Origin of the sequence: Arenibaculum sp., from assembly GCF_035998295.1 — a bacterium.
GTDB lineage: Bacteria > Pseudomonadota > Alphaproteobacteria > Azospirillales > Azospirillaceae > DASYHS01.
Genome location: NZ_DASYHS010000155.1, coordinates 1 through 24,769, shown reverse-complemented (window position 1 = coordinate 24,769; position 24,769 = coordinate 1). Strand labels below are relative to the sequence as shown.

25 protein-coding genes are annotated in these 24,769 nt (G+C 71.4%); 8 read left to right on the top strand and 17 right to left on the bottom strand.

Annotation, left to right across the window (positions count from 1 at the left end; translation table 11 throughout):
* Positions 1-6: 6 nt before the first annotated feature.
* Positions 7-507, bottom strand: a complete 501-nt coding sequence (locus VGO20_RS15405; protein ID WP_327503255.1) for a ribonuclease toxin HepT-like protein — start codon at positions 505-507, stop codon at positions 7-9.
* Complete coding sequence (locus tag VGO20_RS15400; protein ID WP_327503254.1) at positions 485-868, bottom strand: nucleotidyltransferase family protein; 384 nt, start codon at positions 866-868, stop codon at positions 485-487. The genes VGO20_RS15405 and VGO20_RS15400 overlap by 23 nt, the downstream gene beginning before the upstream one ends.
* 187 nt (positions 869-1,055) lie before the next feature.
* Between VGO20_RS15400 and VGO20_RS15395 the strand changes: the two genes are divergently transcribed.
* Positions 1,056-1,553, top strand: a complete 498-nt coding sequence (locus VGO20_RS15395; protein WP_327503253.1) for a hypothetical protein — start codon at positions 1,056-1,058, stop codon at positions 1,551-1,553.
* Here the strand turns inward: VGO20_RS15395 and VGO20_RS15390 are convergent.
* Positions 1,492-2,694 carry a YbfB/YjiJ family MFS transporter gene (locus VGO20_RS15390; protein ID WP_327503252.1) on the bottom strand — a complete coding sequence of 401 codons (1,203 nt, stop codon included), beginning with the start codon at positions 2,692-2,694 and terminating at the stop codon, positions 1,492-1,494. The two genes, VGO20_RS15395 and VGO20_RS15390, sit on opposite strands and share 62 nt — an antisense overlap.
* Before the next feature lie 78 nt (positions 2,695-2,772).
* Between VGO20_RS15390 and VGO20_RS15385 the strand changes: the two genes are divergently transcribed.
* A complete protein-coding gene (locus VGO20_RS15385; protein WP_327503251.1) occupies positions 2,773-3,264 on the top strand; it encodes a winged helix-turn-helix transcriptional regulator in 492 nt (163 codons plus the stop codon).
* A gap of 349 nt (positions 3,265-3,613) precedes the next feature.
* Positions 3,614-4,591 (top strand): crotonase/enoyl-CoA hydratase family protein, encoded by a 978-nt coding sequence (locus VGO20_RS15380; protein ID WP_327503250.1) that lies wholly within the window; start codon positions 3,614-3,616, stop codon positions 4,589-4,591.
* On the opposite strand, the gene VGO20_RS15375 is transcribed toward VGO20_RS15380, so the two are convergent.
* Both VGO20_RS15375 and VGO20_RS15370 read right to left on the bottom strand, forming a co-directional pair.
* Positions 4,583-7,393, bottom strand: a complete 2,811-nt coding sequence (locus VGO20_RS15375) for an ATP-binding protein (RefSeq protein WP_327503249.1) — start codon at positions 7,391-7,393, stop codon at positions 4,583-4,585. The two genes, VGO20_RS15380 and VGO20_RS15375, sit on opposite strands and share 9 nt — an antisense overlap.
* Positions 7,390-8,982, bottom strand: coding sequence for an ATP-binding protein (locus VGO20_RS15370; RefSeq protein WP_327503248.1), 1,593 nt, complete (start codon positions 8,980-8,982; stop codon positions 7,390-7,392). Before VGO20_RS15370 ends, VGO20_RS15375 begins: the two co-directional genes overlap by 4 nt.
* A 243-nt stretch (positions 8,983-9,225) precedes the next feature.
* On the opposite strand from VGO20_RS15370, the gene VGO20_RS15365 reads away from it, so the two are divergent.
* On the top strand, positions 9,226-9,858 hold the full coding sequence (locus VGO20_RS15365; protein WP_327503247.1) for an MBL fold metallo-hydrolase: 633 nt from the start codon (positions 9,226-9,228) through the stop codon (positions 9,856-9,858).
* Between the two features lie 103 nt (positions 9,859-9,961).
* Positions 9,962-11,221 carry an MFS transporter gene (locus tag VGO20_RS15360; RefSeq protein WP_327503246.1) on the top strand — a complete coding sequence of 420 codons (1,260 nt, stop codon included), beginning with the start codon at positions 9,962-9,964 and terminating at the stop codon, positions 11,219-11,221.
* 393 nt (positions 11,222-11,614) lie between these two features.
* Here the strand turns inward: VGO20_RS15360 and VGO20_RS15355 are convergent, their stop codons facing one another.
* Genes VGO20_RS15355 through VGO20_RS15330 form a run of 6 tightly spaced genes read right to left on the bottom strand, consistent with a single transcriptional unit; the run spans position 11,615 to position 17,165 of the window.
* Positions 11,615-12,028, bottom strand: coding sequence for a nuclear transport factor 2 family protein (locus VGO20_RS15355; RefSeq protein WP_327503245.1), 414 nt, complete (start codon positions 12,026-12,028; stop codon positions 11,615-11,617).
* 56 nt (positions 12,029-12,084) lie between these two features.
* The gene (arsC, locus tag VGO20_RS15350) at positions 12,085-12,423 is read right to left on the bottom strand and encodes an arsenate reductase (glutaredoxin) (RefSeq protein WP_327503244.1); all 339 of its coding nucleotides are present in this window, start codon (positions 12,421-12,423) and stop codon (positions 12,085-12,087) included.
* 59 nt (positions 12,424-12,482) lie between these two features.
* A complete protein-coding gene (locus VGO20_RS15345) occupies positions 12,483-13,577 on the bottom strand; it encodes a BMP family ABC transporter substrate-binding protein (protein WP_327503243.1) in 1,095 nt (364 codons plus the stop codon).
* Between the two features lie 30 nt (positions 13,578-13,607).
* Positions 13,608-14,495 (bottom strand): ABC transporter permease, encoded by an 888-nt coding sequence (locus VGO20_RS15340; protein WP_327503284.1) that lies wholly within the window; start codon positions 14,493-14,495, stop codon positions 13,608-13,610.
* Positions 14,496-14,527: 32 nt separating this feature from the next.
* The gene (locus VGO20_RS15335; RefSeq protein WP_327503242.1) at positions 14,528-15,613 is read right to left on the bottom strand and encodes an ABC transporter permease; all 1,086 of its coding nucleotides are present in this window, start codon (positions 15,611-15,613) and stop codon (positions 14,528-14,530) included.
* Positions 15,603-17,165, bottom strand: coding sequence for an ABC transporter ATP-binding protein (locus VGO20_RS15330; RefSeq protein WP_327503241.1), 1,563 nt, complete (start codon positions 17,163-17,165; stop codon positions 15,603-15,605). Before VGO20_RS15330 ends, VGO20_RS15335 begins: the two co-directional genes overlap by 11 nt.
* Positions 17,166-17,414: 249 nt before the next feature.
* On the opposite strand from VGO20_RS15330, the gene dapB reads away from it, so the two are divergent.
* On the top strand, positions 17,415-18,221 hold the full coding sequence (gene dapB / locus VGO20_RS15325) for a 4-hydroxy-tetrahydrodipicolinate reductase (RefSeq protein WP_327503240.1): 807 nt from the start codon (positions 17,415-17,417) through the stop codon (positions 18,219-18,221).
* Here dapB and VGO20_RS15320 read toward each other — a convergent pair.
* From VGO20_RS15320 to VGO20_RS15310, 3 genes are read right to left on the bottom strand one after another with little or no spacing between them, the layout of a single operon-like run.
* Entirely contained in the window at positions 18,218-19,081 is an 864-nt protein-coding gene (locus VGO20_RS15320) for a DUF2279 domain-containing protein (RefSeq protein WP_327503239.1), read from the bottom strand. The genes dapB and VGO20_RS15320 overlap by 4 nt on opposite strands.
* 7 nt (positions 19,082-19,088) lie before the next feature.
* Complete coding sequence (locus VGO20_RS15315) at positions 19,089-19,433, bottom strand: hypothetical protein (RefSeq protein ID WP_327503238.1); 345 nt, start codon at positions 19,431-19,433, stop codon at positions 19,089-19,091.
* Positions 19,434-19,467: 34 nt separating this feature from the next.
* The gene (locus tag VGO20_RS15310; protein WP_327503237.1) at positions 19,468-20,325 is read right to left on the bottom strand and encodes an SDR family oxidoreductase; all 858 of its coding nucleotides are present in this window, start codon (positions 20,323-20,325) and stop codon (positions 19,468-19,470) included.
* A gap of 179 nt (positions 20,326-20,504) precedes the next feature.
* On the opposite strand from VGO20_RS15310, the gene VGO20_RS15305 reads away from it, so the two are divergent.
* A complete protein-coding gene (locus VGO20_RS15305; protein WP_327503236.1) occupies positions 20,505-20,747 on the top strand; it encodes a hypothetical protein in 243 nt (80 codons plus the stop codon).
* Positions 20,748-20,750: 3 nt separating this feature from the next.
* Complete coding sequence (locus VGO20_RS15300; protein ID WP_327503235.1) at positions 20,751-21,665, top strand: MBL fold metallo-hydrolase; 915 nt, start codon at positions 20,751-20,753, stop codon at positions 21,663-21,665.
* Between the two features lie 22 nt (positions 21,666-21,687).
* Here VGO20_RS15300 and VGO20_RS15295 read toward each other — a convergent pair whose 3' ends face one another.
* The 3 genes from VGO20_RS15295 to VGO20_RS15285 form a co-directional block, all read right to left on the bottom strand.
* Complete coding sequence (locus tag VGO20_RS15295; RefSeq protein WP_327503234.1) at positions 21,688-22,884, bottom strand: site-2 protease family protein; 1,197 nt, start codon at positions 22,882-22,884, stop codon at positions 21,688-21,690.
* 104 nt (positions 22,885-22,988) lie between these two features.
* The gene (gene clpX, locus VGO20_RS15290; RefSeq protein WP_327503283.1) at positions 22,989-24,233 is read right to left on the bottom strand and encodes an ATP-dependent Clp protease ATP-binding subunit ClpX; all 1,245 of its coding nucleotides are present in this window, start codon (positions 24,231-24,233) and stop codon (positions 22,989-22,991) included.
* Positions 24,234-24,492: 259 nt separating this feature from the next.
* Positions 24,493-24,750, bottom strand: a complete 258-nt coding sequence (locus tag VGO20_RS15285; protein WP_327503233.1) for a hypothetical protein — start codon at positions 24,748-24,750, stop codon at positions 24,493-24,495.
* Positions 24,751-24,769: the final 19 nt, after the last annotated feature.

Genomic DNA, 24,769 nt, shown 5'->3' with positions numbered 1-24,769 from the left:
GCGAGATCAGTCCGGGCCGCCGTCTTGCGGAGCAATTCCAATCTTCCGCGCGAATTCCGAGACGTCCCGACGGAATGCCGGAACGGCATCCTCCGCAACGGCGACGTTCTCGACGGCGCGGGCGTAGTCGTAACCGTCATAAGCATGCCGAAAGATGTGCCGGAAGCTGCGCAGCCTCTGCAGAGCCTGCGCGGTTCCGGCAGCGATCACGGCGGGTCGGACACCCTCGACGGCCGTTCCCGCCCGGCGGACCAGATCGGCATGATAGGCGGGGCCGGTGGGCAGTCCTCCATCGATCGCCTGGACGATACGCTCCAATGCCGACTCCATCGCCCCGTAGCAGTTGTGAATCAGCAGGCCGATGGCCGCTTCACGGTCCTCCCGGATATCCGGATCGAGAACAGCCGCGCCGTCCGCCAGGGAGCGGGCGCGACGCGAGGCTGCATGCACGTAGCGCGCGGCTGCATCCAGGTCGCGGCGAATGTCAGCCCAGAACGCCGGGTTCACGTCCGTGCTCCTCGACGCGCCGGCGCAACGACGGCGACATGAACCGCTCCGGAACCACCTCCGCGACGAAACCCGCGCCGGCCAAAGCCGCCTCTATCTCGGCCGCCATGTCGAGATCGCGGCCGGGCGGCACGGCCAGAAGTGCAAGATCGACATCGGAACGCTCGTGGAAGCCGCCCTCGGCCAGGGAACCGAAGACCACGAGCCGCCCGCCCACCCGCTCGGCCAGAAGGGCAGCCTGCCGGACGGCCCGGACGGCGGCATCGCGGCGTTCGGCCAGCCGGCTCGCCCGAAGCTCGTCGAAGCGGGGATAGGACGACGTCGGCATGCCTGCGATCTCGTTGCGATTCGAGCCCAGCATGGGCAGACGGGCGGGCTCCTGTCAATGAACCCGCCGCGACGCCTCGGCCGGGGCCCCCGACCTCGGACCCCGGACCCTGCGCAAGAGGGGGCACTGGGACAATTGCGGACAGGCTTGTTATCATTGTGCAACGCAACATGTTGAAGGGGTCGCACGAACCCGCACCGCCTTCCGGAGACAGTCCACGATGCCTCGTTCCCAGTCCCCTTCCGCCTTCCTCCCCTTCGACATATGGCGCAACGTCTGGCGCTGGAGCGAGATGATGACCGCCTCAGCGATCACCATCGGCATCCGGAGCACCGGGATCGCGGCCGGGCTCGTGGACCCGCGCCGCACCGACGCGCGCGAGAACGCGCGGATGGTGACGGAGAAGATGCAGGCCGCCTCCCAGAGCGCGGTCGCGGCCTCCGAAGCCGTGGTGGAGATGCAGCGGCAGGTCGCGGACGCCTGGATGAGGCATTGGGGAGCGATCACGAAGGCATCGACCACCCCGGGGGTCGCCGCACCGACCTTGTGGACGCTGCCGATGGCGCTGGCCGTCGCGGGAGTGGCGGCCACCGAGAGCATGATGGGTCCCTATCACAGCCGCAGCACCGCGAACGCGAAGCGCCTCGGCCGCAAGTTCATGGCCCAGGCGCAGCCCCGGCCGTCCGGTGGAGGCCGACGTCACGCTGGGCGAGGCTGATCGCCGCGGCAAGCGCGAGCAGCCCGGCGGACGACCATAGCCCCGCCGACAGGGCCCCGCCGGCAAGGTCGGTCACCAGCCCGGTCGCAACCGGCCCCGCCATCTGGCCCAGCCCGAACGCGACCGTGGCGGCGGCGATGCCGCCCGGCCAGGCGGGCTGCGGCAGGTTGCGCCGCACGAAGGCGGTGGTGGCGGCGACGACGGCGAAGAAGGCGCTGCCGAAACAGGCGGAGGAGACGAACAGGACCATGGCCCCCTCCGCCACCAGCGGCAACACCGCGCCGGCAAGCGTGACGCCGGTCAGGGCGGCGATGGCCCTGCCGCCGCCCAGCGAGCCGATCGGCCGCGACCACAGCCAGGGCGACGCCATGACCGCAAGCCCGAGCACGCCCCAGAAGGCCGCCTGCTGGACGGCACCGCCTCCCGCGTCCCGGACCCAGGCGATCATGAAGGTCATGTAGGCGATGTAACCGGCCCCGAAGGCGCCGTAGCCGACGAGCATCGGCGCCATTGCGAGCAACGGGACCGCCGGCGCCCGGCCTGCCCGCCCGGACGCCGCGGCGGGCGGGCCGAGCGGCAGGAAGAGAGCCGCGGCGGGGAGGACGCAGGCCAGGGCCAGCACGGCCCACGCCTCGCGCCACGCGCCGGCGCCGTACCCGTGCAGGACGAGCGGCGCCACTAGGCCCGACACCAGTATCCCGAGACCCGGCCCCGCGTAGAAGAGGCCCAGCAGGAACCCTGCCCGTTCGGGTCGGGAGCCGGCCAGGGCCGCGGCCATGGCGCCGCCGGCGACGAAGGCGAGCGCCGATCCGGCGCCCGCCAACAGCCTGGCCGCCGACAGCAGCGCGAAATCCGCGGTCGCCGCCGACAGCCCGAGCCCGGCGAGACAGGCGAGCATGCCGACGCGGACCGCGACGCCGGGCGCCAGCCGGCGCGCCACCCAAGGCGAGGCCAGCGCACCCGCGAGATAGCCGGCGGCGTTCGCCGTGTTCATGAACCCGGCCTCGACATAGGTCCACCCCAGGCTCGCCTGCATGTCGGGCAGCACGAGAGCATAGGCGAAGCGCGCGACCCCGAGCCCGACGGCCGGCGCCAGGGCCAGGACGAGAATCAGGCGCGCAGTGCCGTCGGTCGCCATCATGGCCGCTTCCAAAGTTCATCCTACGAACTCAGGCTACCATCGCTGGGTTCGTTCGGCAAACTCTGCTAGGATGCCGGCATGGAAAAACCCGAGAAGCCGCACCCCGGCGAGGCCCGTCATGCGGCCGTGCCCCTGGCCGAATGCACGCTGGCCCGCGCCGTGTCGGTGATCGGCGACGCCTGGGTGCTGCTGATCCTGCGCGAAGCGGTCTACGGCGTGGGCCGCTTCGAGGAGATGCGGGACGACCTCGGCATCCCCCGGGCGGTGCTGAGCGACCGGCTCCGCCGCCTCGTCGAGGCCGGGCTGCTGGCGCGCGTCGCCTACCGGGAGCCGGGCCGGCGCACGCATCACGCCTACGAACTGACCGCCAGGGGGCGCGCGCTGCTGCCGGCGCTCGCGGCGCTGCGGGAATGGGCGGAGGAGCATCTGCCCGGCGGTCCGTCGCCGCTGAAACTCCGGCACCACTGCGGCGCCCAAATCCATGCCCGGCTGGTCTGCGACCATGGCCATGTGGTAGGCCCGGAAGAGATAGAAACGGTCGTCGAACGTTCTGATGGCGCAACAGGGTAACCCAGGTGCAGCAGTCGTGGAAAAACCGGGTCTGATTCGCGGGTGCTCACATACTGTGATATTCAGTAAAACTGTATTTATTTAAAATCGATATGTTTATTTCTTGAAATATGCAGGCCGCGCGACCTTTCACCGGATCGGTGAGACTATCCGTCCGGAACTTCCACTTGAATTATGCCCTCCCCTAACCACCCAATATTGATCGTTGCAGCCTCCGACACCCACGGCCACCGGAGGACGGAAAGCCGAAGCCGGTTCGCGCGGTCGTATCCCATTCGCCCGCCCGTACTGCCCGGGCTCATGTCCATTCCAGCCGAGGAGGCATTCCAGAGGGACGAGGAGTGTAGACATGAGCGCAGTCACCCAGCTTTTCGAAGACGCGGCGATACCGGGCCGGACGGGACGCCTCGACGGCATCCGCCCGCAGTTCCCGAGCCTCGCGGAGACGGCTCCCCCGCTCGACCGGGTCGCCGACATGATCGCGGCGGCGTCCTTCCAGGACCTCGCCGTCGAGTTCGACCGGAACGACCGCATCCTGTGGTGCGACTTCCGGTTCAAGAACCGGCCCTGCTTCACGGAAGCCATGCTCCACGACTTCGCCCGCGTGCGCGTCCTGATGCAGAGCGTCCACGCCGCGGTCCCGGAGATCGCCTCGCCGGTGCGCTACGTGGCCCTGCGCTCGCCGATGCCGGGAACGTGGAACCTCGGCGGCGACCTCAACCTGTTCGCGGAGCTGATCCGGCTGCGCGACCGCGAGAGGCTGACGCGCTACGCGATCGCGGCGGCGGAGTCCGGCTACCACTACACGACCAGCTTCGGCCTGCCGCTGACGACGGTCTCGCTGGTCCAGGGCGACGCGCTCGGCGGCGGCTTCGAGGCGGCGCTGTCGAGCAACCTGCTGATCGCCGAGCGCAGCGCGAAGTTCGGGCTGCCCGAGATCCTGTTCAACATGTTCCCGGGGATGGGTGCGTACACGTTCCTGGCGCGGCGCATCGGCGCGGGCTTGGCGGAACGGATGATCACCAGCGGCAGCGTCTACGGGGCGGAAGAGCTGCATGCGATGGGCGTCATCGACGTCCTGGCGGAGGACGGCGGGGCGGTGGACGCGTTCCACGAGCATATCGGCCGCGCCGGCAGCCGGTTCGCCGCGCATCGCGCGATCCAGGACGTCCGCCGGATCGTCAATCCCATAACCCTGCGCGAGATGCACGAGGTCGCGCATGTCTGGGTCGACCTCGCGCTGCGGCTCGAGGATGCCGACCTCAGGAAGATGGCGAGGCTCGTCGCGGCGCAGGACAGGAGGCGCGCCCGGCAGGCCTCATCCTGACCGGCCGGCGGGATGCCGGGGCGTGCCGTCCTCGCCCGGGCGCGGGACGGCGGCCCCGGCCCCGCCCCCGGCCCCTACCCGGTCCCGCAGCGCCGAGACGAGACGCTCGAACTCGCCGGCGATGCGTTCGGAATGATCGTGGCCGGAGCTGCGCAGCTCGGCTCCGGACAGGTCGCGCAACGCCAGCAGCGCACGGCACAGGCGCACGCCGCCGATGTTGCCGGCCGTGCTGCGCAGGGTATGGGCGCTCTCGCGCAGCGCCCGCATGTCGCCCGCGGCGGCGGCGGCGCGGATGTGCTCGACCGCGGTCCGGGCCTCGCGCTCGAAGGCGACGACGACCTCAGCCAGGAAGGTGGGATCTCCGCCGAGCGCCAGCAGCGCGTCCATGCGCCCCGGGTCGAGGACCGGCACCGCCGCCCCCTCGCCGAAGCGGGGATGGGCCGAGATCGGCGTCACCACGGGCGACGCGATCCCCGGCGGCGGCCGGACGCCGGCCCCGCCCAGGCCGGGAAGCGCGCCGCTCCCGGCCGTCGGCACGCAGGCGGCGCGGAGCACGGCGAGCAGGTCGGCGGGCTCGATCGGCTTGGTGAGGATCGCATCCATGCCCGCCTCGCGGCACAGGCGCGCCGTCTCGGACGTCGCATCCGCCGTCAGGGCGATGATCGGCAGGTGCGGCTCGCTCAGATGGGCCATGCGATAGAGCTTCGTCGCCTCGTAGCCGCTCACTTCCGGCATGTTGATGTCCATCAGGACGACGTCGAACCCGCCCGCGTCGAGCGCGTCCAGCGCCTCCTCGCCGTCATGGGCGAAGACGGGCTCGTGGCCGCCCATCTCCAGGATGCGGCCGATGATCATGCGGTTGGCGTCGTTGTCCTCGGCGACCAGGACGCGCAGGCTGCGGCCGGCGGGCTCCTCGCCCGCGTCCCTCGGGAGGGGTGCGGCGTCCGCCGCCTGCTCCGCGAGCCGGGCGAAGGCGGCTGCCAGGGCCGCGGCGGACGCGGGCCAGGCGATCTCGTTCGGCCGGGCGGGTTCCCGCGCGCCGGACGGCATCGCGACGAGGACGAGCGGGGGCTCGCCGCCGCGCAGCAGGCCGTCGGCGAGTGCCCGGGCTGGCCCGGAGCCGGCGGTGCCGTCGATCACCACGAAGGGGCGCGGCAAGGGATCGGGCCGCGCGGCCAGCGCCGAGCCGACGGCATCGGGGGTGAGCTGGCGCAGGCGGCCGCCCTCGGCCGCGATCGCCGGCCGCAATTCGTCGGCGAAGCCGGGATCCGCGGATACCGCGAACAGGGTGCGCCCCGCAAAGCCGGGCAGGTCGGCCGGCTCGCCGGCCAGCACCTCGAAGGGCAGCTCCGCCTCGAAGGTGCTGCCGGCGCCGGGCCGGCTCCGGATCCGGATGGTGCCCCCCATCATGTCGACGAGATGGCGCACGATCGCGAGGCCGAGCCCGGTTCCGCCGTAGCGGCGCGTCACGGCGCCGTCGGCCTGCGTGAACATCTCGAAGATCCGCTCCTGCGCCTCGGGGGCGATGCCGATGCCCTCGTCGCGCACCCTGACCAGCAGCCGTGCCTCGGCCGGGTCGAGCCGGACCAGGCCGACCGAGATCTCGACGACGCCGCGGTCGGTGAACTTGATGGCGTTGGCGGCGAGGTTCACGACGATCTGGCGGAGCTGGTACGGCAGGCCGCGGACCCGATGCGGCACCGCCGGGTCGATGCGGGTCCGGAAGTCCAGCCCCTTGGCCACGGCCTGCGAGCGGACGAGCTGGGCTGCGGACAGGATCACGTCGTGGGGATCGAACGCCTCGCGCTCGGGCTGGAGGCGCCCGGCCTCGATGCGCGAGAAGTCCAGGATGTCGCTGATCAGCCCCAGCAGCGTCTGCGCGGACGAACGCATGGTCGCGAGCATGTCGCGCTGGCCGTCGTCGAGCGGCGTGCGTTCGAGCAGCGCGTTGAGGCCGAGCACGCTGTTGAGCGGCGTGCGCAGCTCGTGGCTCATCACGGCCAGGAAGCGGCCCTTGGCGGCGTTGGCCGCCTCCGCCTGCGCCTTCGCCTGGGTCAGGCGGCGCAGCAGCGTCGTGACGTAGGCGGGCAGCAGCACGAGGCCGGCCAGCAGCCCGCCCGACAGGACGGGGTTCGCCTGCCAGAAGGGCGTCGTCAGGACGACCGCGCCGAAGCCGAGCACGCTCAGCGAGGTCGATATCACGAGCGGCTTCACGCCGTAGCGGAAGCCGTTGCCGAAGGTGACCCAGAGATAGACCGGATACCAGGCCGCCGTCAGCGCGCCGCCGAAATGCAGGAACAGCGACAGCGAAGCGTTGTCCAGCACGGCGCCCAGCGTACGCCGCACGCCCCCGCCCGGCCGTCTCAGCACGTCCGCCAGCAGTATCCAGGCCAGGACCGTGCCGACGCCGGCGACGCGCATCGCCGTCTCCAGCCCCGCGGCACCCGGGTCGAGCACGCGCAGCACGGCGACATAGCCTATGACGCAGGACCCGAACGCGACCCGCAGCACGCTCTGCCCGAGTTCGTTGTCGCGCCGCTCGGCCGCCCGGCGCGCGGCGCCGGTGCCCCCGCCGGGCGCGGAGAGGACCGCGACCGCCGTGACCGACAGCGCCAGCGCCGCCAGCAGGACGAGGTCGACGGGGGAGATGCCGGCGAGGACGCCGCCCGACGCGGCATGGAGCTGGCCCGCGGACCAGGAAAGGAGCGACAGCGCGGCGCAGGCGGACAGCCCGAGCAGCATCGCCCCCGCGCGAAGACGCTTCGGCCTTCCGGCGGCGACGTCCGTATCCCCGTCGTTCATGCCGGCGCCGGCCCCCGGGCCATCGACCGCTCGGCCGGGAAGCGGATCGTCACGGTCGTACCCTCTCCCTTGGTGCTGTCGACGCGGAGAGTGCCGGAATGCAGCTCCATCAGCCCGGTTGCGAGCGGCAGCCCAAGCCCCGTGCCGGAATGCCGGCGGGTCCATGGGCTCGCCACCTGGCCGAACCGGGTCAGCGCCACCCTCACCTCGTCCTCGTCCATCCCGATGCCGCGGTCGGAGACCCCGATGGTCACGCAGCCCTCGACCACCTCGGCGGCGATCGTGACGGCCGAGCCGGCCGGGCTGAACTTCACGGCGTTGCCGACGAGGTTGAGCAGGACCTGGCGCAGCTTCTGCCGGTCCGCCCGGAGCTGGGGCAGGTCCTCCGCCAGGACCGTCCGCAGGGCGACGCCGGCCTGCCGCGCCTGGTCGTGGACGATCGAGATCACGTCGGCGACGGCCTGCGCGGGATCGACCGCCGCCTCCTCCAGCTCGAGCCGCCCCGCCTCGATCTTCGCGACGTCCAGGACGTCGTTGATGATCTCGAGGAGGTGCTCGGCGCTGCGCCGGATGTCGCCCGCATACTCGACGTAGCGGTCGATCCCCGCCGGGCCGAGCATCTCGTGCGCGATCACCTCGGAGAAGCCGATGATCGCGTTGAGCGGCGTGCGCAGCTCGTGGCTCATGTTGGCCAGGAACTCGGTCTTGGCGTGGTTGGCGGCCTCGGCGAGGCGCATCGCGTCGACCAGCTCCACCTCCGTCCGCTTGCGTTCGGTGATGTCGAACGAGACCGTGACGACGATGGCGTCGGCCCCGGTCTGCTGCGGCAGGACCGACTTGCCGGTGAGGAGCACGCGCTCGGCGCCCGAAGGGTCGAGGACCACCTCCTCGAAGCTGAGCGGGCGTTCCAGGCCGGCAACGAGGTCGGCGTCGATGGCGGCCCAGGCCCCGCCCCGCTCCGGCCCGCACGCCTCGACCGGCACGCGGCCGATCAGGTCGGCGATCTCCCGGCCCAGCGAGCGGGCGAAATGGCGGTTCGCGAAGACGAAGCGCCCGTCGCGGTCGGTGGCGCTGATCATCACGGGGATCGCGTCTATCACGCGGATCAGCCGCTCGTGGCTGCGCTGCAGGGCCTCGCGGTGACGCCGCTCCTCCAGCGCGATCCGCCGCTCCAGACGGAAGGCGCGGCGCTTCAGCATCTGCTGCTGGCGCCGGAGCGTCAGCAGGTTGCGCGAGCGCGCGGCGAACTCGCTCGGGTCGACCGGGCTCAGCAGGAAGTCCGTCGCCCCCGCCTCCAGCGCCCGGTAGCGCAGCAGCTTGTCCTCGTAGGCCGTGATCACGATGACCGGCACGTCGTCGCAGCAGGCGATGGTCCGCACGTTGCGGATGAACGCCGCGCCGTCCAGCTCCGGCATGATGAAGTCGGTGATGACCAGGTCGGGCGGATCGGTCGGGAAGGAGGCGAGCGCATCGCGCGGCCGCTCGAAGGTCCGAACCTGGACCCCGGCCCCCAGGGATCCCGCAAGGCGGCCGAGTATCTTCAGGTTGGTTATCTGGTCATCGACGATGGCAACGGTCTGTGGCTTCACGGATCCCATTCCCGGCAGCAATTCGAGCGGCAGGAGACGCAGGGCTAGAGGTGACTGGTGCCGGCTGCCTTCCGAGCAGGATGAACGGACAGGATTAACCGATTGTGAAACGGAGCGTACCTCAGATGGCGAGCCAAGGCGATGCCATTCGGAAGGCGCAACCGCGTACGTGCCGGCACCACTCTTGCGTGAGCAGGGGCTCTCGCCTTACCCTGCCCCGCCTTCGCCACGCCAGGAGCCGCAATGAAGTACGCCATCGTTCCGGTGACGCCGCTGCAGCAGAACTGTACCGTACTCTGGTGCGAGGAGACCATGCTCGGCGCGGTCGTCGACCCGGGCGGGGACGTCGACCGGATCGCGTCCGTGGTCGAGAGGTCGGGGGCTCGCATCGAGCGCATCCTGCTGACCCACGGACACTTCGACCATGCGGGCGGCGTCCTCGACCTCGCGGAGCGGTTCGGCGTGCCCGTCGATGGCCCGCACCGCGAGGACGAGTTCCTGCTCGAGACGCTGCGCGAGGACGCGGCGATGTTCGGCCTCCAGGCGCGCGGCCCGGTCCGGCCCGACCGCTGGCTCGACCAGGGGGACGTCGTGACCGTCGGCAAGATCGAGTTCGCGGTGCACCATTGCCCGGGCCACACACCCGGCCACGTCGTCTTCCATCATGCGCCGTCACGCTTCGCGCTGGTCGGCGACGTGCTGTTCCGGGGATCGGTCGGCCGCACGGACCTGCCGCGCGGCAGCCACGAGACGCTGATCCGCTCCATCCGCGAGCGGCTGCTCCCGCTCGGCGACGAGACGGGCTTCATCCCCGGCCACGGCCCGACGTCGAGCATCGGCCTGGAGCGGCTGACGAACCCGTTCCTGCAGGGCTGAAGCGCGCATCCGTCGCCCACGCCGGCCACACCCGTCCCCGGCGCATGGCAGGGCCACCGGACCGGCATTTGAACCACCCCTGCCCGCGCTCACATGCTGAGGGATGAAGAGCAGAGCCGGCTTCGGGGCGATCGCGCGCGCGCTCCGGAATCCCAACTACGGCGCCTACACGGCCGGAAGCAGCATCTCCCTGATCGGGACGTGGATGCAGCGGATCGCGGTCGGCTGGCTCGCTTGGGAGCTGACCGGCTCGGGCGCCTGGCTCGGCGCGGTCGCGTTCGCGGACCTCTTTCCCACGATCGTGGTCGGCCCGCTGGCCGGCGTTCTCGCCGACCGGTGGGACCAGCTCCGCGTGATCCGCATCGGGCAGGTGCTCGGCCTGCTGCAGGCGCTGGCCCTGTTCGCGCTGACGGCGACGGGTACCATCACGATCGGCATGCTGCTCGCCCTGACGCTGTTCCTCGGCATCGTCGCGGGCATGAACCAGCCCGCCCGCCTGGCGCTGATCCCCAGCCTGGTCCCGCGCGAGGACCTTTCCGCCGCGGTCGCGATCAACTCCATCATCTTCAACGCCGCGCGGTTCATCGGCCCGGCCGCGGCCGGCGCGCTGATCGTGACCGGCGGGACCGCGAGCGCCTTCGCGGTCAACGCCGCCACCTTCGTGCTGTTCCTGGTCGCGCTGACCAGGGTCCGGCTGCCGCCGGCGCCGCGCCCGCCGAAAGCCGCGGCCGGGATAACGGCGGAGATCGCGGAGGGTGTTCGCTACGTCGCCGGCCATGCCGGCATGGCGCCGATGATGCTGCTCCTGCTGGCGACCTGCCTGTTCGTCAGGCCGGTGATCGAGCTGCTGCCGGGCTTCGCCGCCGACGTCTTCGGCGCCGGCGCCGCCGGGCTGGCGCTGCTCACCTCCACGGTCGGCGCGGGAGCGGTGCTCGGCGGCCTGTGGCTCGCCGGGCGCGGCGACACCGCGGGCCTGACGCGGCTGGCCCTCGCCAACACGGCGCTGCTGGCGCTGGCGGTGCTACTGTTCGTCGCGACCGACAGGCTGTGGGTGGCGGTCCCGGCGCTGCTGGCGGCGGGCGGCGGGATGGTGGTCGCGGGCGTCGGCACCCAGACGCTGATCCAGCTCTCGATCCATCCCGGCATGCGCGGGCGCGTCATGAGCCTCTACGGCCTGACCTTCCGCGCCGGGCCCGCGGTGGGAGCGCTCGCGATGGGCGTGATCTCGGAGGAGACCGGCCTGCGCTGGCCGGTGGCCGTCGGCGCCCTGCTGACGCTGTCCGCCTGCCTCGCCGCCTGGTCCCGCCGCAAACGCATGGCGGCCGCGCTGGAAGGCGTTCCGGGCGGCAGCGTCGCGGACTGACCCGATCAGCGGGTTTCCCGATCCACGTCGACGGGCTTTTTAAAAACCACCAGTTCAGCCGCGACGGGTCCGATCCGGCCTCGTCATCGAGACTGGCTCTCATCCTCCTCGGAAGGGTGCCCCGAAGGCCTGACCTCCCGATACGTCCCGAACCCCTTCTCGACCACCCGCATGTCCGGTGCCTTGGGCTTCACCAGGAGCTGCCCGGTCTTGGGGTCCCGGAACGTCCCGCTCCGCAATGTTTCGACCAAATGTGCGCTCTTGCGCATTGGATCCTCCGTCGGGAGCTTTGACGGCCCGGTTCAATCTAGACAGGAGGGCTATTGCAGTCCATTAGCATGCAATGGCAATTGGTACAATCCGGCTGCTCGGCTTTTCATCGCCGCCCTGCTCTCACGCGGCCGCGGCGAGTACGGCGGCCGTGTCGTGGAAGCCCCTGAACGAGACGATCCGGCCGCCCTTCACCCGGACCACATGGGCGAAGTCGGTCTCGTAGGGGCGGCCGGTGGCGGCGACCCGCGCGCGTTCCCTGCCGAGGACGACGACGGTGTCCTCCTCGACGATGAACTGGCGGGGAACGAGGCTGAAATCGTCGAGCGCGTCCGCGACGAGGCGCATCCAGCGGGCGACCTCGTCCCGGCCGCGCCAGGCGCCGCCCCAGGAAAGCCGGCCGGTGGGGTCGGGAGAGACCCATTCGACATCGTCGGCAAGCAGGGCGATGACGCCGTCGACGTCCTTCGCGGCGACCGCCTGGAACCCCTGCTGGACGATCGAGAGCGTGTCCTCGCTGCTTGCGGATACCGTCATGGCGGCCTCCCCGGCGTATCGGTCCGCACACACAACAGCCGGGAACGCGCGACGGCTCAGAGGATCGCGAGCACCGCCTCGGGAGGGCGGCCGAGCGCGGCGCGGTCGCCGTTGACGACGATCGGCCGCTCGATCACGGCCGGGTTGGCGGCCATGCCCTCGACCAGGGCGTCGTCCGGCAGGGAGAGGTCGAGGCCGGCCTCGGCCGCCTCCTTGCGCCGGACCAGGTCGCGCGCCAGCAGGCCGAGCCTTGCCAGCAGGCCGCGGATCTCCTCGGCCGTCGGCGGGGTCTTCAGGTACTCGACGACGCGCGGCTCGATCCCGCGGGACGTCAGCAGGTCCAGCGTCTGGCGCGACTTGCTGCAGCGGGGGTTGTGGTAGATCGTGACGGTCATCTCGCGAACGGCTCCGCTGGGAGGTGCGTCGCGCCGCGGCGCGACGCACCCGGGCGACGTCACTTCGGCAGCGAGCCCTGGACGCCTTCGACGTAGTAGTTCATCGACAGGATGGCCTCGTCGGCCGCGGCCTCGCCCGCCGGGACCACGGTCTCCCCGTCCTGGTTCTTGAACGGCCCGGCGAAGGGATGGCGCTTGCCGGACTTGATGTCGTCGATCGCCTGCTGGCCGAGGGCGCGGACGTCCTCGGGCAGGGCCGGGTTGAAGGGCGCCATCTCGACCATGCCGCTCGCGAGGCCGCCCCAGGTGTCGGTCGGCTTCCAGGTGCCGTCGAACACCTGCTGGACGCGGTCGACGTAGTAGCCGTCCCACACCTCGACCACTGCGGTCATGTGCGACTTCGGCCCGAAGCGGGTCATGTCCGAGGACTGGCCGATCGCCCACACGCCGCGCTCCTGCGCGACCTGGATCGGCGCCGGGCTGTCGGTGTGCTGGGTGATGACGTCCGCCCCCTGGTCGATCAGGGCCTTGGCGGCATCGGCTTCCTTGCCGGGATCGTACCAGCTGTTGACCCAGATCACCCGCACCTGGGCCTGCGGGTTCACCTCGCGCATGGCCAGGGTGAAGGCGTTGATGCCGTTCACGACCTCGGGGATCGGGAAGGAGCCGATGTAGCCGATGATGTTCGACTTCGTCATCTTGCCGGCCAGCGTGCCGGCCACGGTGCGGCCCTCGTAGAAGCGGCCGGAATAGGTCGCGACGTTGTCGGCCCGCTTGTAGCCGGTCGCGTGCTCGAACTTCACGTTCGGGAAGCGCTGCGCGACCTTGATCGTCGGGTTCATGAAGCCGAAGGAGGTCGTGTAGATCAGGCCGTGGCCGGCCTGGGCGAGCTGCTGGACGACGCGCTCGCAGTCCGGTCCTTCCGGCACGTTCTCGACGAAGGTCGTGCTGACGCGGTCGCCGTACTTCGCCTCGACAGCCTTGCGGCCGACGTCGTGCTGGTAGGTGTAGCCGTGGTCGCTGACCGGCCCGACATAGACGAAGCCGATCTTCAGCGGGTCGGCGGCGAAGGCGCGGCCGCTTCCGAAAGGCAGGGTGGCGGCGCCGCCGAGAGCGGCCGCGCCGAGCGCGAAGTGTCGACGGGTGATGCGCATGGGAAAGCCTCGCAGTTTCTGGTTAGCGGTTCAGGCGGCGGGGTGGAAAGTCTTGCCGATACAGGCGGGAGCGTTCAGACGGATGCGGACCTGATCGCGGGAGATCAGCACGAGCACGAGGATCGTGGCAAGATAGGGAAGCATCGACAGGAACTGCGACGGCACGGCGAAGCCGGCGCCCTGGACGTGGAGCTGGGCGATCGTGACGCCGCCGAACAGATAGGCGCCCGCCAGCACGCGGCCCGGCTTCCAGGTCGCGAAGACGACGAGCGCCAGCGCGATCCAGCCCCGTCCCGCCACCATGTCCTCGGCCCACATCGGCGTATAGGCCAGCGACAGGTAGGCGCCGCCCAGGCCGCACATCGCGCCGCCGAACAGCGTCGCCAGCAGGCGGATCGTCAGCACGGGATAGCCGATGGCGTGGGCCGCGTCGTGGTTCTCGCCCACGGCGCGCAGGATCAGGCCCTTGCGCGTGCGGTACAGGAACCAGTGGACGACGCCGACCATCACGAGGCTGAGATAGATCAGCGCGTCGTGCCCGAAGACGAGGGCCCCCACCACCGGCAGGTCGCTCAGGCCCGGAACGTCGAGGCGCGGCAGGCGGTCGAGGGGGATGCCGACATAGGACTGCCCGATCAGCGCCGACAGTCCGATCCCGAACAGGGTCAGGGCGAGGCCGGTCGCGACCTGGTTGGCGAGCAGGCCGAGCGTCAGGACCGCGAACAGCAGCGCCAGGAAGGCCCCGCCGGCGGCCGCAGCACCGATGCCGAGGACGGCGCTGCCGGTCGCCATGGTGACGACGAAGCCGGCCACGGCACCGACCAGCATCATGCCCTCGACGCCCAGGTTGAGCACGCCCGACTTCTCGGTCACGAGCTCGCCGGTCGCGGCGAACAGCAGCGGGGTCGCCGCCGTCATCACGGCGAGCAGGATGGGAACCACGGCCTCGATCACGGCACGGCCTCCCGGACGCCGCCCGCGGCGCCCCATCTCACGCGGTAGCGGATCAGCACGTCGCTCGCCAGCAGGAAGAACAGCAGCATACCCTGGAAGACGCCGGTCACCGCCACCGGGAGCTGCATCGTGATCTGCGCCGACTCGCCGCCGATGTAGGACAGGGCCACCAGCGCCGCCGCGGGCAGGATGCCCGCGGGATGCAGGCGTCCGAGGAAGGCGACGATGATCGCGGTGAAGCCGTAGCCCGGCGAGATCGAGGGCACGAGCTGCCCGATCGGCCCGGCCGCCTCGACGACGCCGGCCAGCCCCGCCAGCGCCCCGGAGGCGAGCAGGCAGAACCAGACCAGGCGGTTGCGGTCGAAGCCCGCGTAGCTCGCCGCCGCCGGGGTCAGGCCCAGCACCTTTATCTGGAAGCCGACGAAGGTCCGCGCGAGCAGGAACCAGCCCGCGGCCACGGCGACGAGCGCGAGCGGGAAGCCCAGATGCAGCCGCGTGCCGTCCAGCAGCGACGGCAGCAGCGCTTCGGGGTTGAACATGCGGGACTGCGGGAAGTTGAACCCGTCGGGGTCGCGCCACGGCCCATGGACAAGCCAGTTCAGCAGCAGGCCGGCGACGTAGACCAGCATCAGGCTGGTCAGGATCTCGCTGGCGTTGAAGCGCGTCCGCAGGAAGGCGGGGATCGCCGCCCAGGCCATGCCGCCGAGCGCGCCCGCGACCAGCATCAGGGGCATCAGCCACGGCCCTTCGGCCCCGTAGGCCGCGAGCGCCAGACCGCCGCCCAGCACGGCCCCCATGGTGAGCTGCCCCTCCGCTCCGATGTTCCAGACATTGGCGCGAAAGCCGATCGCGAGCCCGACCGCGATGAGGGCGAGCGGCGTCGTCTTGACCGCGAGCTCCGCCAGCCCGAACCGGGTCGAGACCGGCTCGACGAAATAGGCGTACAGCGCGTCGAGCGGGTCGAAACCCATGCCGGCGAACAGCGCCATGCCGCAGACGAGCGTCAGCGCGACCGCCAGCACGGGAGTGAGCCAGACCATGGCCGTCGAGGGTTCGCCCCTGGGAACGAGCCTAGGCAGCATCGGCGGCCTCCCCGTCCCGGTCGAACAGGCCGCCCATCAGCAGGCCGATCTGCTCGACCGAGGTCTCGCCGGCCGGCTGGGCGGAGGAAAGGCGGCCGTGGAACATTACGGCGATGCGGTCGCACAGCACGAACAGCTCGTCCAGGTCCTGGGAGACGATCAGCACCGCGGTCCCGGACCGCGCAAGGTCGAGCAGCGCCTGATGGATGGCGGCGGCGGCCCCGGCGTCCACACCCCAGGTCGGGGCGGCCGCGACGAGCAGGCCGGGCCGCTCCAGGATCTCGCGGCCGATGATGAACTTCTGCAGGTTGCCGCCCGACAGGCTGCGCGCCTCCGCCCGATGGCCGCGGGCGACGACGCCGAAGGCCCGGATGATGCGGTCGGCGAAGGCCCGCGCGCCGGCCCGGTCGACGAGGCCGCCGCGCACGAGGCCGCGGTGCGCGCCGCCGAGGATCGCGTTCTCGGCGAGGCTCATCTCCGGCACGGCGCCGCGGCCCAGCCGCTCCTCCGGCACGACGGCGAGGCCGAGCCGCCGGCGCTCGCGCGGGCCGAGGCGGCCGGCCGGCACGCCGTCGATCGTCACCATGCCGGGATCGGCCGCCAGCGCCTCCCCCGACAGCGCGGCCATCAGCTCCGCCTGACCGTTGCCGGCCACGCCGGCGATGCCCACGATCTCGCCGGCCCGAACCGAGAAGCCGACGTCCTTCAGCACCGTCGCGAACGGGTCGCCGGAGGTGGTCGAGAGGTGGCGCACCTCCAGCCGCGGCGCATCGCCGACCGGCGCCGCGCCGCCGCGCTCGGGCACGCGCAGGTCGCCGCCGATCATCAGTTCCGCCAGTTCGCGCGCACTCGTCCCGCGCGGGTCGCATTCGGCGACGACGCGGCCGCCGCGCAGCACGGTGGCGCGCGTGCACAGCGCGCGGATCTCCTCGAGCTTGTGGCTGATGTAGAGGATCGTGACGCCCTCGGCCGCGAGGCGGCGCAGCGTCTCGAACAGGGAGGACACCTCCTGCGGGGTCAGGACCGAGGTCGGCTCGTCCATGATCAGGAGGCGCGGCTCCTGCAGCAGGCAGCGCACGATCTCGACCCGCTGGCGCTCGCCGACCGAGAGCGCGTGGACGTGGCGCCGGGGGTCGAGGCCGAGCCCGTAGCGCGCGGACACCTCCGCGATCCTGGCCTCCAGGACGGCCGGCGGCATCGGCCGGTCGAGGCCCAGGGCCACGTTCTCCGCCGTGGTCAGGCTTTCGAACAGGGAGAAGTGCTGGAAGACCATGCCGATGCCGAGCCGGCGCGCCGCCGCCGGGTTCGCGATAGAGACCGGCCGGCCCTCCCAGCGCACCGTCCCGCCGTCGGCCGCGAGCACGCCATAGACGATCTTGACCAGCGTGCTCTTGCCCGCGCCGTTCTCGCCCAGCAGGGCGTGAATCTCCCCGGGCATCAGGGTCAGGTCGATCCGGTCGTTGGCGAGGCACCCGGGGAACCCCTTGGTGATGCCGCGCACTTCCAGCCTGGGGGTATCCCGGTCGGATGCTGGCGCGGAAGGGGTGGGCACCTCGGACGGCTCCTGTAGGTTCCGAAAGGACGGTCAATATACCGGCCCGGGCGAGAAAGCAAAAGCTACGCCACGCCCGGCCTGCGGCGTTTGCGCGACCGGGGGTCAAGGGCCGCCCGGACGGCGGGCACCGCCCTGCCCGCGCAGTGGCCTGCCCGCCCATTGCGCGGGCAGGACGGTGCAATGCGGTTGACCTCGCCGCGGGCTCGGCTAGGCTCGCCGCTGGCCTGCGGGAAGAAGGACAGGAGAATGCAAACGCCAATCCGCATCTGCGTCGCCGGCGTCACCGGCTGGGTCGGGACCGAGCTGGTGCGCGCGATCGGGGCCGCGCCGGACCTGGAGCTGGCGGGCGCCGTGTCGCGCCGGGCCGCCGGCCAGCGGATCGGCGGCGTCACCGTCCGGGCGAGCCTGGAGGAGGCGCTGGAGGCGCCGGCCGACGTCGTGATCGACTACACCAGGCCGGACGCCGTGAAGGGGCACGTGCTGCTCGCGGTCGAGCGCGGCGTCGCGGTCGTCGTCGGCACCTCGGGCCTGTCGGCCGCGGACTACGATGAGATCGACGCGGCGGCCCGGAGCCGCGGCGTCGGCGTGGTCGCGGCCGGGAACTTCTCGCTGACCGCGACCCTGATGCAGCGCTTCGCCCTGCTCGCCGCCCCCCATGTCGGCGACGTCGAGATCGTCGACTATGCCGGCCCGGGCAAGCCCGACGTGCCGAGCGGCACCGCGCGCGAGCTCGCCGAGCGGCTGGAGGCGGCGCGCATGCCCGGCGGCGACACCACGCTGCCGGTCGACCGGCTGAGCGGCCCGGTCGAGACGCGCGGCGCCGCGATCGGCGGCACCCGGGTGCATTCGGTCCGGCTTCCGAGCTACGTGCTGTCCTGCGAGGCGATCTTCGGCATGCCCGGCGAGCGGCTGGTCATCCGCCACGACGCCGGTTCCAGCGCCGACCCCTATGTCGGCGGCACCCTGCTCGCCGTGCGCCGCGTCGGCGGCATCACGGGCCTAGTTCGCGGGCTCGACACGCTGATGTTCGGGCCGGAAGGAGCCGCCCGCTAGTCCCGCGCGACGGTGACCGGCACGTAGGCATAGGGCAGCTGGACGTAGTGCAGGACGTCGGTGCCGGGGTTCTCCGGCAGGTGCGGCGACAGCAGGCGCGACAGGTTGAGGCCGACGCCGACATAGAGGTTGCGCCGGCGCGGGTCGGCCCCTCCCGCCGGCCCGGCGTCGGAATAGCCGCGGGCATAGTAGCCGAGATGGAGCTCCAGGTTGCGGAGCAATGGATTCTCGATCGCCGCGAAGCCCTCGGCCTTGAGGGCGAGGAGGTATCTCAGCCGGTCGTAGTCCGTGAAGGCGTCGACCTGATGATCGCCGGCCGCGAACGGGTCGTATTCCACGCGGAAGTCGAGCTTGCGGGCGAGATCGTCGTCGCGCCACAGCAGCCAGGCGGCGCCGGCCCCCACCGTATTGAACAGGAAGTCCTGGACGGAGAAGCCGTAGACGTCGCTGAAGGCGTCGCCGACCTCGACCAGGCCCATGATGCCGAAAGACGACAGCGCGCCCATGCGCGCCGCCTCCGCCTCGGCGTGGCCCCAGCGTTCGTACTGGCGGGAGAACAGGTGGCCGAGCGCGTACCCCGTCCAGGCGTGGCCCAGCTTGTCCGCGCCGCCCTCGGTCGTGGCGCGCCCGAACCAGCCTTCGTCCTGGAGGCGCGGCCCGCTCTCGCCCCATTCCCAGGACCACACGCCCCAGCCGAGCGCCACCGACGCGCCGGCGAGGTTGAGCGCCACGACCTTGTCGCGCGGGGACCAGCCGCCGCCCGCCGCGGCCCGGGGCTGCGCGGCGGGAGCGGCGCAGCCCGCCAGGACGGCGGCGGCGGCGAGCACGGCGGCGAGCGATGCCGCGGGCGCGCGCGCCAAAGGTCAGTCAGCGGCGGTCGTAGGACGGGCTCGCGCCGTAGGCGGCCTCCCGGCCGCGGATCGGATTGCCGTCCTGGTCGTACAGCACGGCGGCGCTGTCGCGCGCGGACTTGCCGCTCAGCCTCTCGCCGATCAGCTCGTCCGGGTCGGGCGACGTCCCGGCCATGGCTCCGGGACGGGAGTCCGAGACGTGCCGGTGGTGACGGTCCCGGTCGGCGCGCCACTCGCCCATACCGCCCGACGAGCCGTCCCGCCGGCTCGCGATGTAGTAGCCGGCACCGAACGCCGCGACGGCGACCAGCATGCTGGTCAGTCCGAAGCCGCCCATGTGGATACCGCGGGAACTACGCATGGTTCTTCTCCTTCTGCCATTCGAAATGCCGGCCTCAGCCGTTCACGACCGTGCCGCCGTTGGGATGCAGGGTCTGGCCGCTGATGTAGGAGGAATCGCCCGAGGCCAGGAATACGTAGCAGGGCGCCACCTCGTCGGGCTGGCCCGGCCGCTTCATCGGCACGTTGGCGCCGAACTCCGCCACCTTCTCCGGCGGGAAGGTGGACGGGATCAACGGCGTCCAGATCGGGCCCGGCGCCACGGCGTTGACCCGTATGCCGCGCTCCGCCAGCGCCATCGAGAGGGAACGCGTGAAGGCGACGATCGCGCCCTTGGTCGAGCTGTAGTCGACCAGCATCGGGTTGCCCTTGTAGGCGGTGACGGAGGTCGTGTTGACGATCGCGCCGCCCTCGCCCAGATGCGGCAGCGCCGCGTGCGCCATGTAGAAATAGGCGTGGATATTGGTCCTGAAGGTCTGTTCCCACTGCTCGGGCGTGACGTCCTCGAAGTTCTGCTGGGGATGCTGCTCGGCCGCGTTGTTGACGAGGACGTCGAGGCGCCCGAACTCGTCGACCGTGCGCCGGACCACCTCGCTGCAGAAACCCGGCTCGCCGAGGTCGCCGCGCAGGGCCAGGCAGCGGCGGCCTTCCTGCTCGACGAAACGGCGGGTCTCCTCCGCGTCCTCGTCCTCCTCCAGGTAGACGATCGCGACGTCGGCGCCCTCGCGCGCGAACAGCACCGCGACCGAACGGCCGATGCCGCTGTCGCCGCCCGTGACGATCGCGACCTTGCCCTCGAGCTTTCCCGAGCCCCGATACTCCGGGCGGCGTTCCTGGGGCTTGGGATCCATGGGTCCTTCGCGGCCGGGACGCGTGTCCTGCTGCTGCGGAGGGAGTGTCTGGTCGCTCGGCATGGCCGCGGTGTCCTCGGTTGTCGCTTCCCGTCGGACAACAGCGCCGCTCCCCGGGCGTTGCGCCGCGATCTTTGACCGGCGGCGGCGTTGTCTCGATGGCCGAGACACTCATCCGGTCTCACCGAGACACTCATCCAGGTCTCGATGACCGAGACACTCACCCCGGAGGACGAGACGCCATGGCCGACGACCGCGACGAGATGCCGCCGCCGGGACCGAACGACTTCTATCCCGACATCCGCTCCGCCGGCCCCGAGGAGCAGCGGGCCGAATCGCTGGGCCGGATCGCGGCCGCGCTGGAAGGCCTCCTGGCCGAGATCCGCGAGATCCGCGCGCATCTCGGCGCACCGCGTCCGGGCAGCGGCGAGGCGCCGCCGGGCCCTGGCGGCGGCGAAGCGCCGGAATGGCCGCCGCGCGGCTGAGCGATGTTCGAGGTGACGTTCCTCGGCACCGCCGCGGCGGTGCCCACGGTGGAGCGCGGGCTGCCCGCCCTGCTCGTCGATTTCGCCCGGCACCGTTTCCTGGTGGATTGCGGCGAGGGGACCCAGCGCCAGATCCTGCGTTCGGGCCTGGGCCTGCGCCGGTTGGACAAGGTGCTGCTGACGCACGGCCACCTCGATCACCTGCTCGGCCTCGGCGGGCTCGCGGGCACGCTCGGCCTGCTCCGCGCGTCGCCCCGCCTGTCGATCTTCGCCGGCCCGCACGCGCTCCGCCTGGCCGCGATCCTGCTGGAGCAGGTGGTCTGGCCGGGCGCCAGGCCGCCGATCCGGCTGGACTTCGTGCCGGTCGAGCCCGGCTGCTTCTACGAGAGCGGACAACTGCGCGTGCACGCCTTTCCCGTGCGCCACGCGGCACCGGACAGCTACGGCTTCCTGTTCGAGCGGCGCGCGTCCCGACCGGTTCTGGAGGAGCGCATGGAGGCCATGGGTGTCCCCCTCGGCCCGGAGCGCAGCCGGCTCGCGGGCGGGCATCCCGTGCTCCTCGCGGACGGGCGTCGGGTGGTGCCGGACGACGTGCTGGGGCCCGAGCGCCCGGGTTGCCGCGTCGCCGTGGTCGGCGACGCCGAGAGCGTCGACGACCTCATCGAGCCGGTGCGCGGAGCCGACCTGCTGATCATCGAGGGGACGTTCCTCGATGCGGACGCGCAGGCCGCGCGCGAGCGCAGCCACCTGACCATCGGCGATGCGGCCCGCCTCGCGCGCGAGGCGGGCGTCGGCAGGCTGTGGCTGAACCACCTGTCGCCGCGCTACTCGGCGCAGGCGATCGCCGACGCCGCGGCGGCGGCCTTTCCCGGAGCGAGGGTCGCCTCGGATTTCGATCGGGTCACGGTGCCGGATTGAGGCGGCCGCGGCTGCGGAACCCTCAGGCTCCGGCCGACCGCCGGGGTGCGGGAGGACGGCGGTCGCCGAGGTCGCGGGCGATCTGGAGATAGCCGATCAGGTCCTTCAGCGAGAGCACGCCGACGAGCCGCCCGCCGTCGACGACCAGGAGGCGGCTGAGCCCGGACTGGCGCATGCGGTCCAGCGCCACGCCGACATCCTCGCCGGAGGTGATCGTGTTCTCCTCGGTCGCCGGGCGCATCAGGCCTTCGACCACGGCACGCCCCCATTCCTCGCGCGGGACCTCCTTCACGTCGTCGATCACGACCCAGCCGAGCAGGCGATCGCCGGACACGACGGGAAAGCTCTTGTAGTAGTGGCGGTAGACGTAGTCCGACACCAGCCGGTCCACCGTCGTGCCGGGATCGACGGCGACCGGTTCGCGGCGCATGAAGGCCGAGACCGGCCGGCCCGAAAGCACCTCGCGGGCCACCGTCTGCTGCAGCGCCATGGACGAGGCCCCGCGCACGAACATGCCGATCAGGAACCACCACATGCCCGCGAGGAAACTGCCCTGCAGCACGTTCATCAGGCCGAGCACGATCAGCAGGACGCCGAAGCCCGAGCCGAGCAGCGAGGCGATGCGGGTCGCCCATACGATGTCCCGCTTCCAGCCCCACAACGCCGCCCGCAGCATCCGCCCGCCATCGAGCGGGTAGGCCGGCACGAGGTTGAACGTCGCCAGCAGCAGGTTGATCGTCGCCAGATAGCCGGCGACCACGCCCAGCAGGTCGCCGGCCCCCTGCCCGGCCCCCTGCCCGGCCCCCTGCCCGACCCCGGCCCCGATCGCCTGGGCCGACAGCCACAGCAGGCCCGCGAGCGCGAAGCTCATCACCGGCCCGGCGAGCGCGACCAGGAATTCGGAGGAAGGGCTGCGGGGCTCCTCGCGCAGCTCGGCCACGCCGCCGAACAGGAACAGGGTTATGGAGCGGATCGGGAGGTCGTAGCGCCGTGCGACCAGCGCATGGGCGAGCTCGTGCAGGAGGATCGAGGCCGCGAGGCCGATCAGGCCGATGACACCCATCGACCAATAGATGCCGGGCGACAGCCCCGGACGCATCTGCGGGAAGAAGCCGACCGCCAGGCTCCAGGTCACCAGGACGGCCAGCAGCAGCCAACTCGCATCCAGCCGGATGTCGAAACCGAAGACCTTGAACAGCGTGACCGGCTGCGTGAACACCTCGCATCCTCCCCCGTCGCGGCGGACGCGCGACGGAATGGCGCAAATGTCCCCTCAACCCGGCGGTCCGCGGAGGGTTCCCCGCGGAAGCCGACGCCGCCGGGTCAGGCCGAGCGGCGCTGCGCCTGACGGCGCTCGGGCTCGCCCTTGCCTGCCACCACGTCCTCGGTGATGACCACGGCCTCGACGTCGGTCAGGCCGGGCAGCTCGAACATGGTGTCGAGCAGCACGCCTTCGAGGATGGAGCGCAGGCCCCGCGCACCGGTCTTGCGCTCGATCGCCTTGTGGGCGACGGCGCGCAGCGCCCCGGGTTCGAACTCCAGGCGCACGCCCTCGATCGAGAACAGCGTCTCGTACTGGCGGACCAGCGCGTTCTTCGGCTCCGTCAGGACCCGGACCAGCGCGTCCTCGTCCAGATCCTCCAGGGTCGCGACCACGGGGATGCGGCCGACGAATTCCGGGATCATGCCGAACTTCAGCAGATCCTCGGGCTCGACCTCCTTCAGCAGTTCGCCCGTGCGCCGCTCGTCGGGGCCGCGCACCTCGGCGCCGAAGCCGATGGAGGTGCCCTTCTGGCGCTGGGCGATAACGCGGTCCAGCCCGGCGAAGGCGCCGCCGCAGATGAACAGGATGTTGGAAGTGTCGATCTGGATGAAGCTCTCGCCGGGATGCTTGCGCCCGCCCTGGCGGGGCACCGAGCAGACCGTCCCCTCGATGATCTTCAGCAGCGCCTGCTGCACGCCCTCGCCCGATACGTCGCGCGTGATCGACGGGCTGTCGCCCTTGCGGGTGATCTTGTCGATCTCGTCGATGTAGACGATGCCGCGCTGCGCCTTGTCGACGTCGAAATCGGCCGCCTGGAGCAGCTTCAGCACGATGTTCTCGACATCCTCGCCGACGTAGCCCGCCTCGGTCAGCGTCGTCGCGTCGGCGACGGCGAAAGGCACGTCGATGATGCGGGCGAGGGTCGAGGCCAGCAGCGTCTTGCCGGAGCCGGTCGGCCCGAGCAGCAGGACGTTGCTCTTGGCGATCTCGACGTCGCCGCGGCCGGCGGACGCGTTCTGCGCCAGGCGCTTGTAGTGGTTGTGCACCGCGACCGAGAGGATCTTCTTGGCATAGGCCTGGCCAACCACGTACTCGTCGAGGGTGGCTGCGATGTCCCGGGGCGTCGGGATGCTGCCGATGCCGGCCGTCTTGTGCTGAACGTCGTCGTGGATGATGTCCATGCAGACGTCCACGCATTCGTTGCAGATGAAGACGGTCGGCCCCGCAATCAGCTTTGCCACCTCGCGCTGGCTCTTGCCGCAGAAGGAGCAATACAGGGTCTGGTTCGGCTGGTTCTGGGTCATGTCCAAGCTGTGGCGTCGTCCTGATGCGGTGTCGCGCCCTGGGGCGCGGCGGCGGTGCGGCACGCTGGAGCAGCGTATACCCACAATGTAAGCTGTCGCACGCGAAGTTAACAGTTCCTAGGCAGTGACGAAGCTCATTACTGCCTACCGCCATCGCGCCGAGCCGGCCGCCGACAGGCCATATGGTCGTTCCCCTTCCCGCCGGCCACGGGAAAAAGACGCAAGGCGCGAATGCCAGCCTCCCGGCCGGCGGGCCCGCTCACCAGATGTCGCGCGCCAGCTCGTCGCCGCGCTCGGCGAGCCCTGCCAGCCGCCGCCGGGCCTCGGCCTCGCCGGTCCACCGGCCCTCGACGGCGGCGGCCAGCCCGTCCGCCGTGGTCGGAAAGCCGCTCCCGTCCCGCTCTCCCGAGCGCACCGGATGGGCATGGCCATCCCTCAGCTCGACCACCGACCAGCGCCCGGCGCATTCGACGAGCGCGAAGCTGCCGTTCTCTTCGACGATGCGTACCCGATCCATGACTGCTCGAGATCCCCTG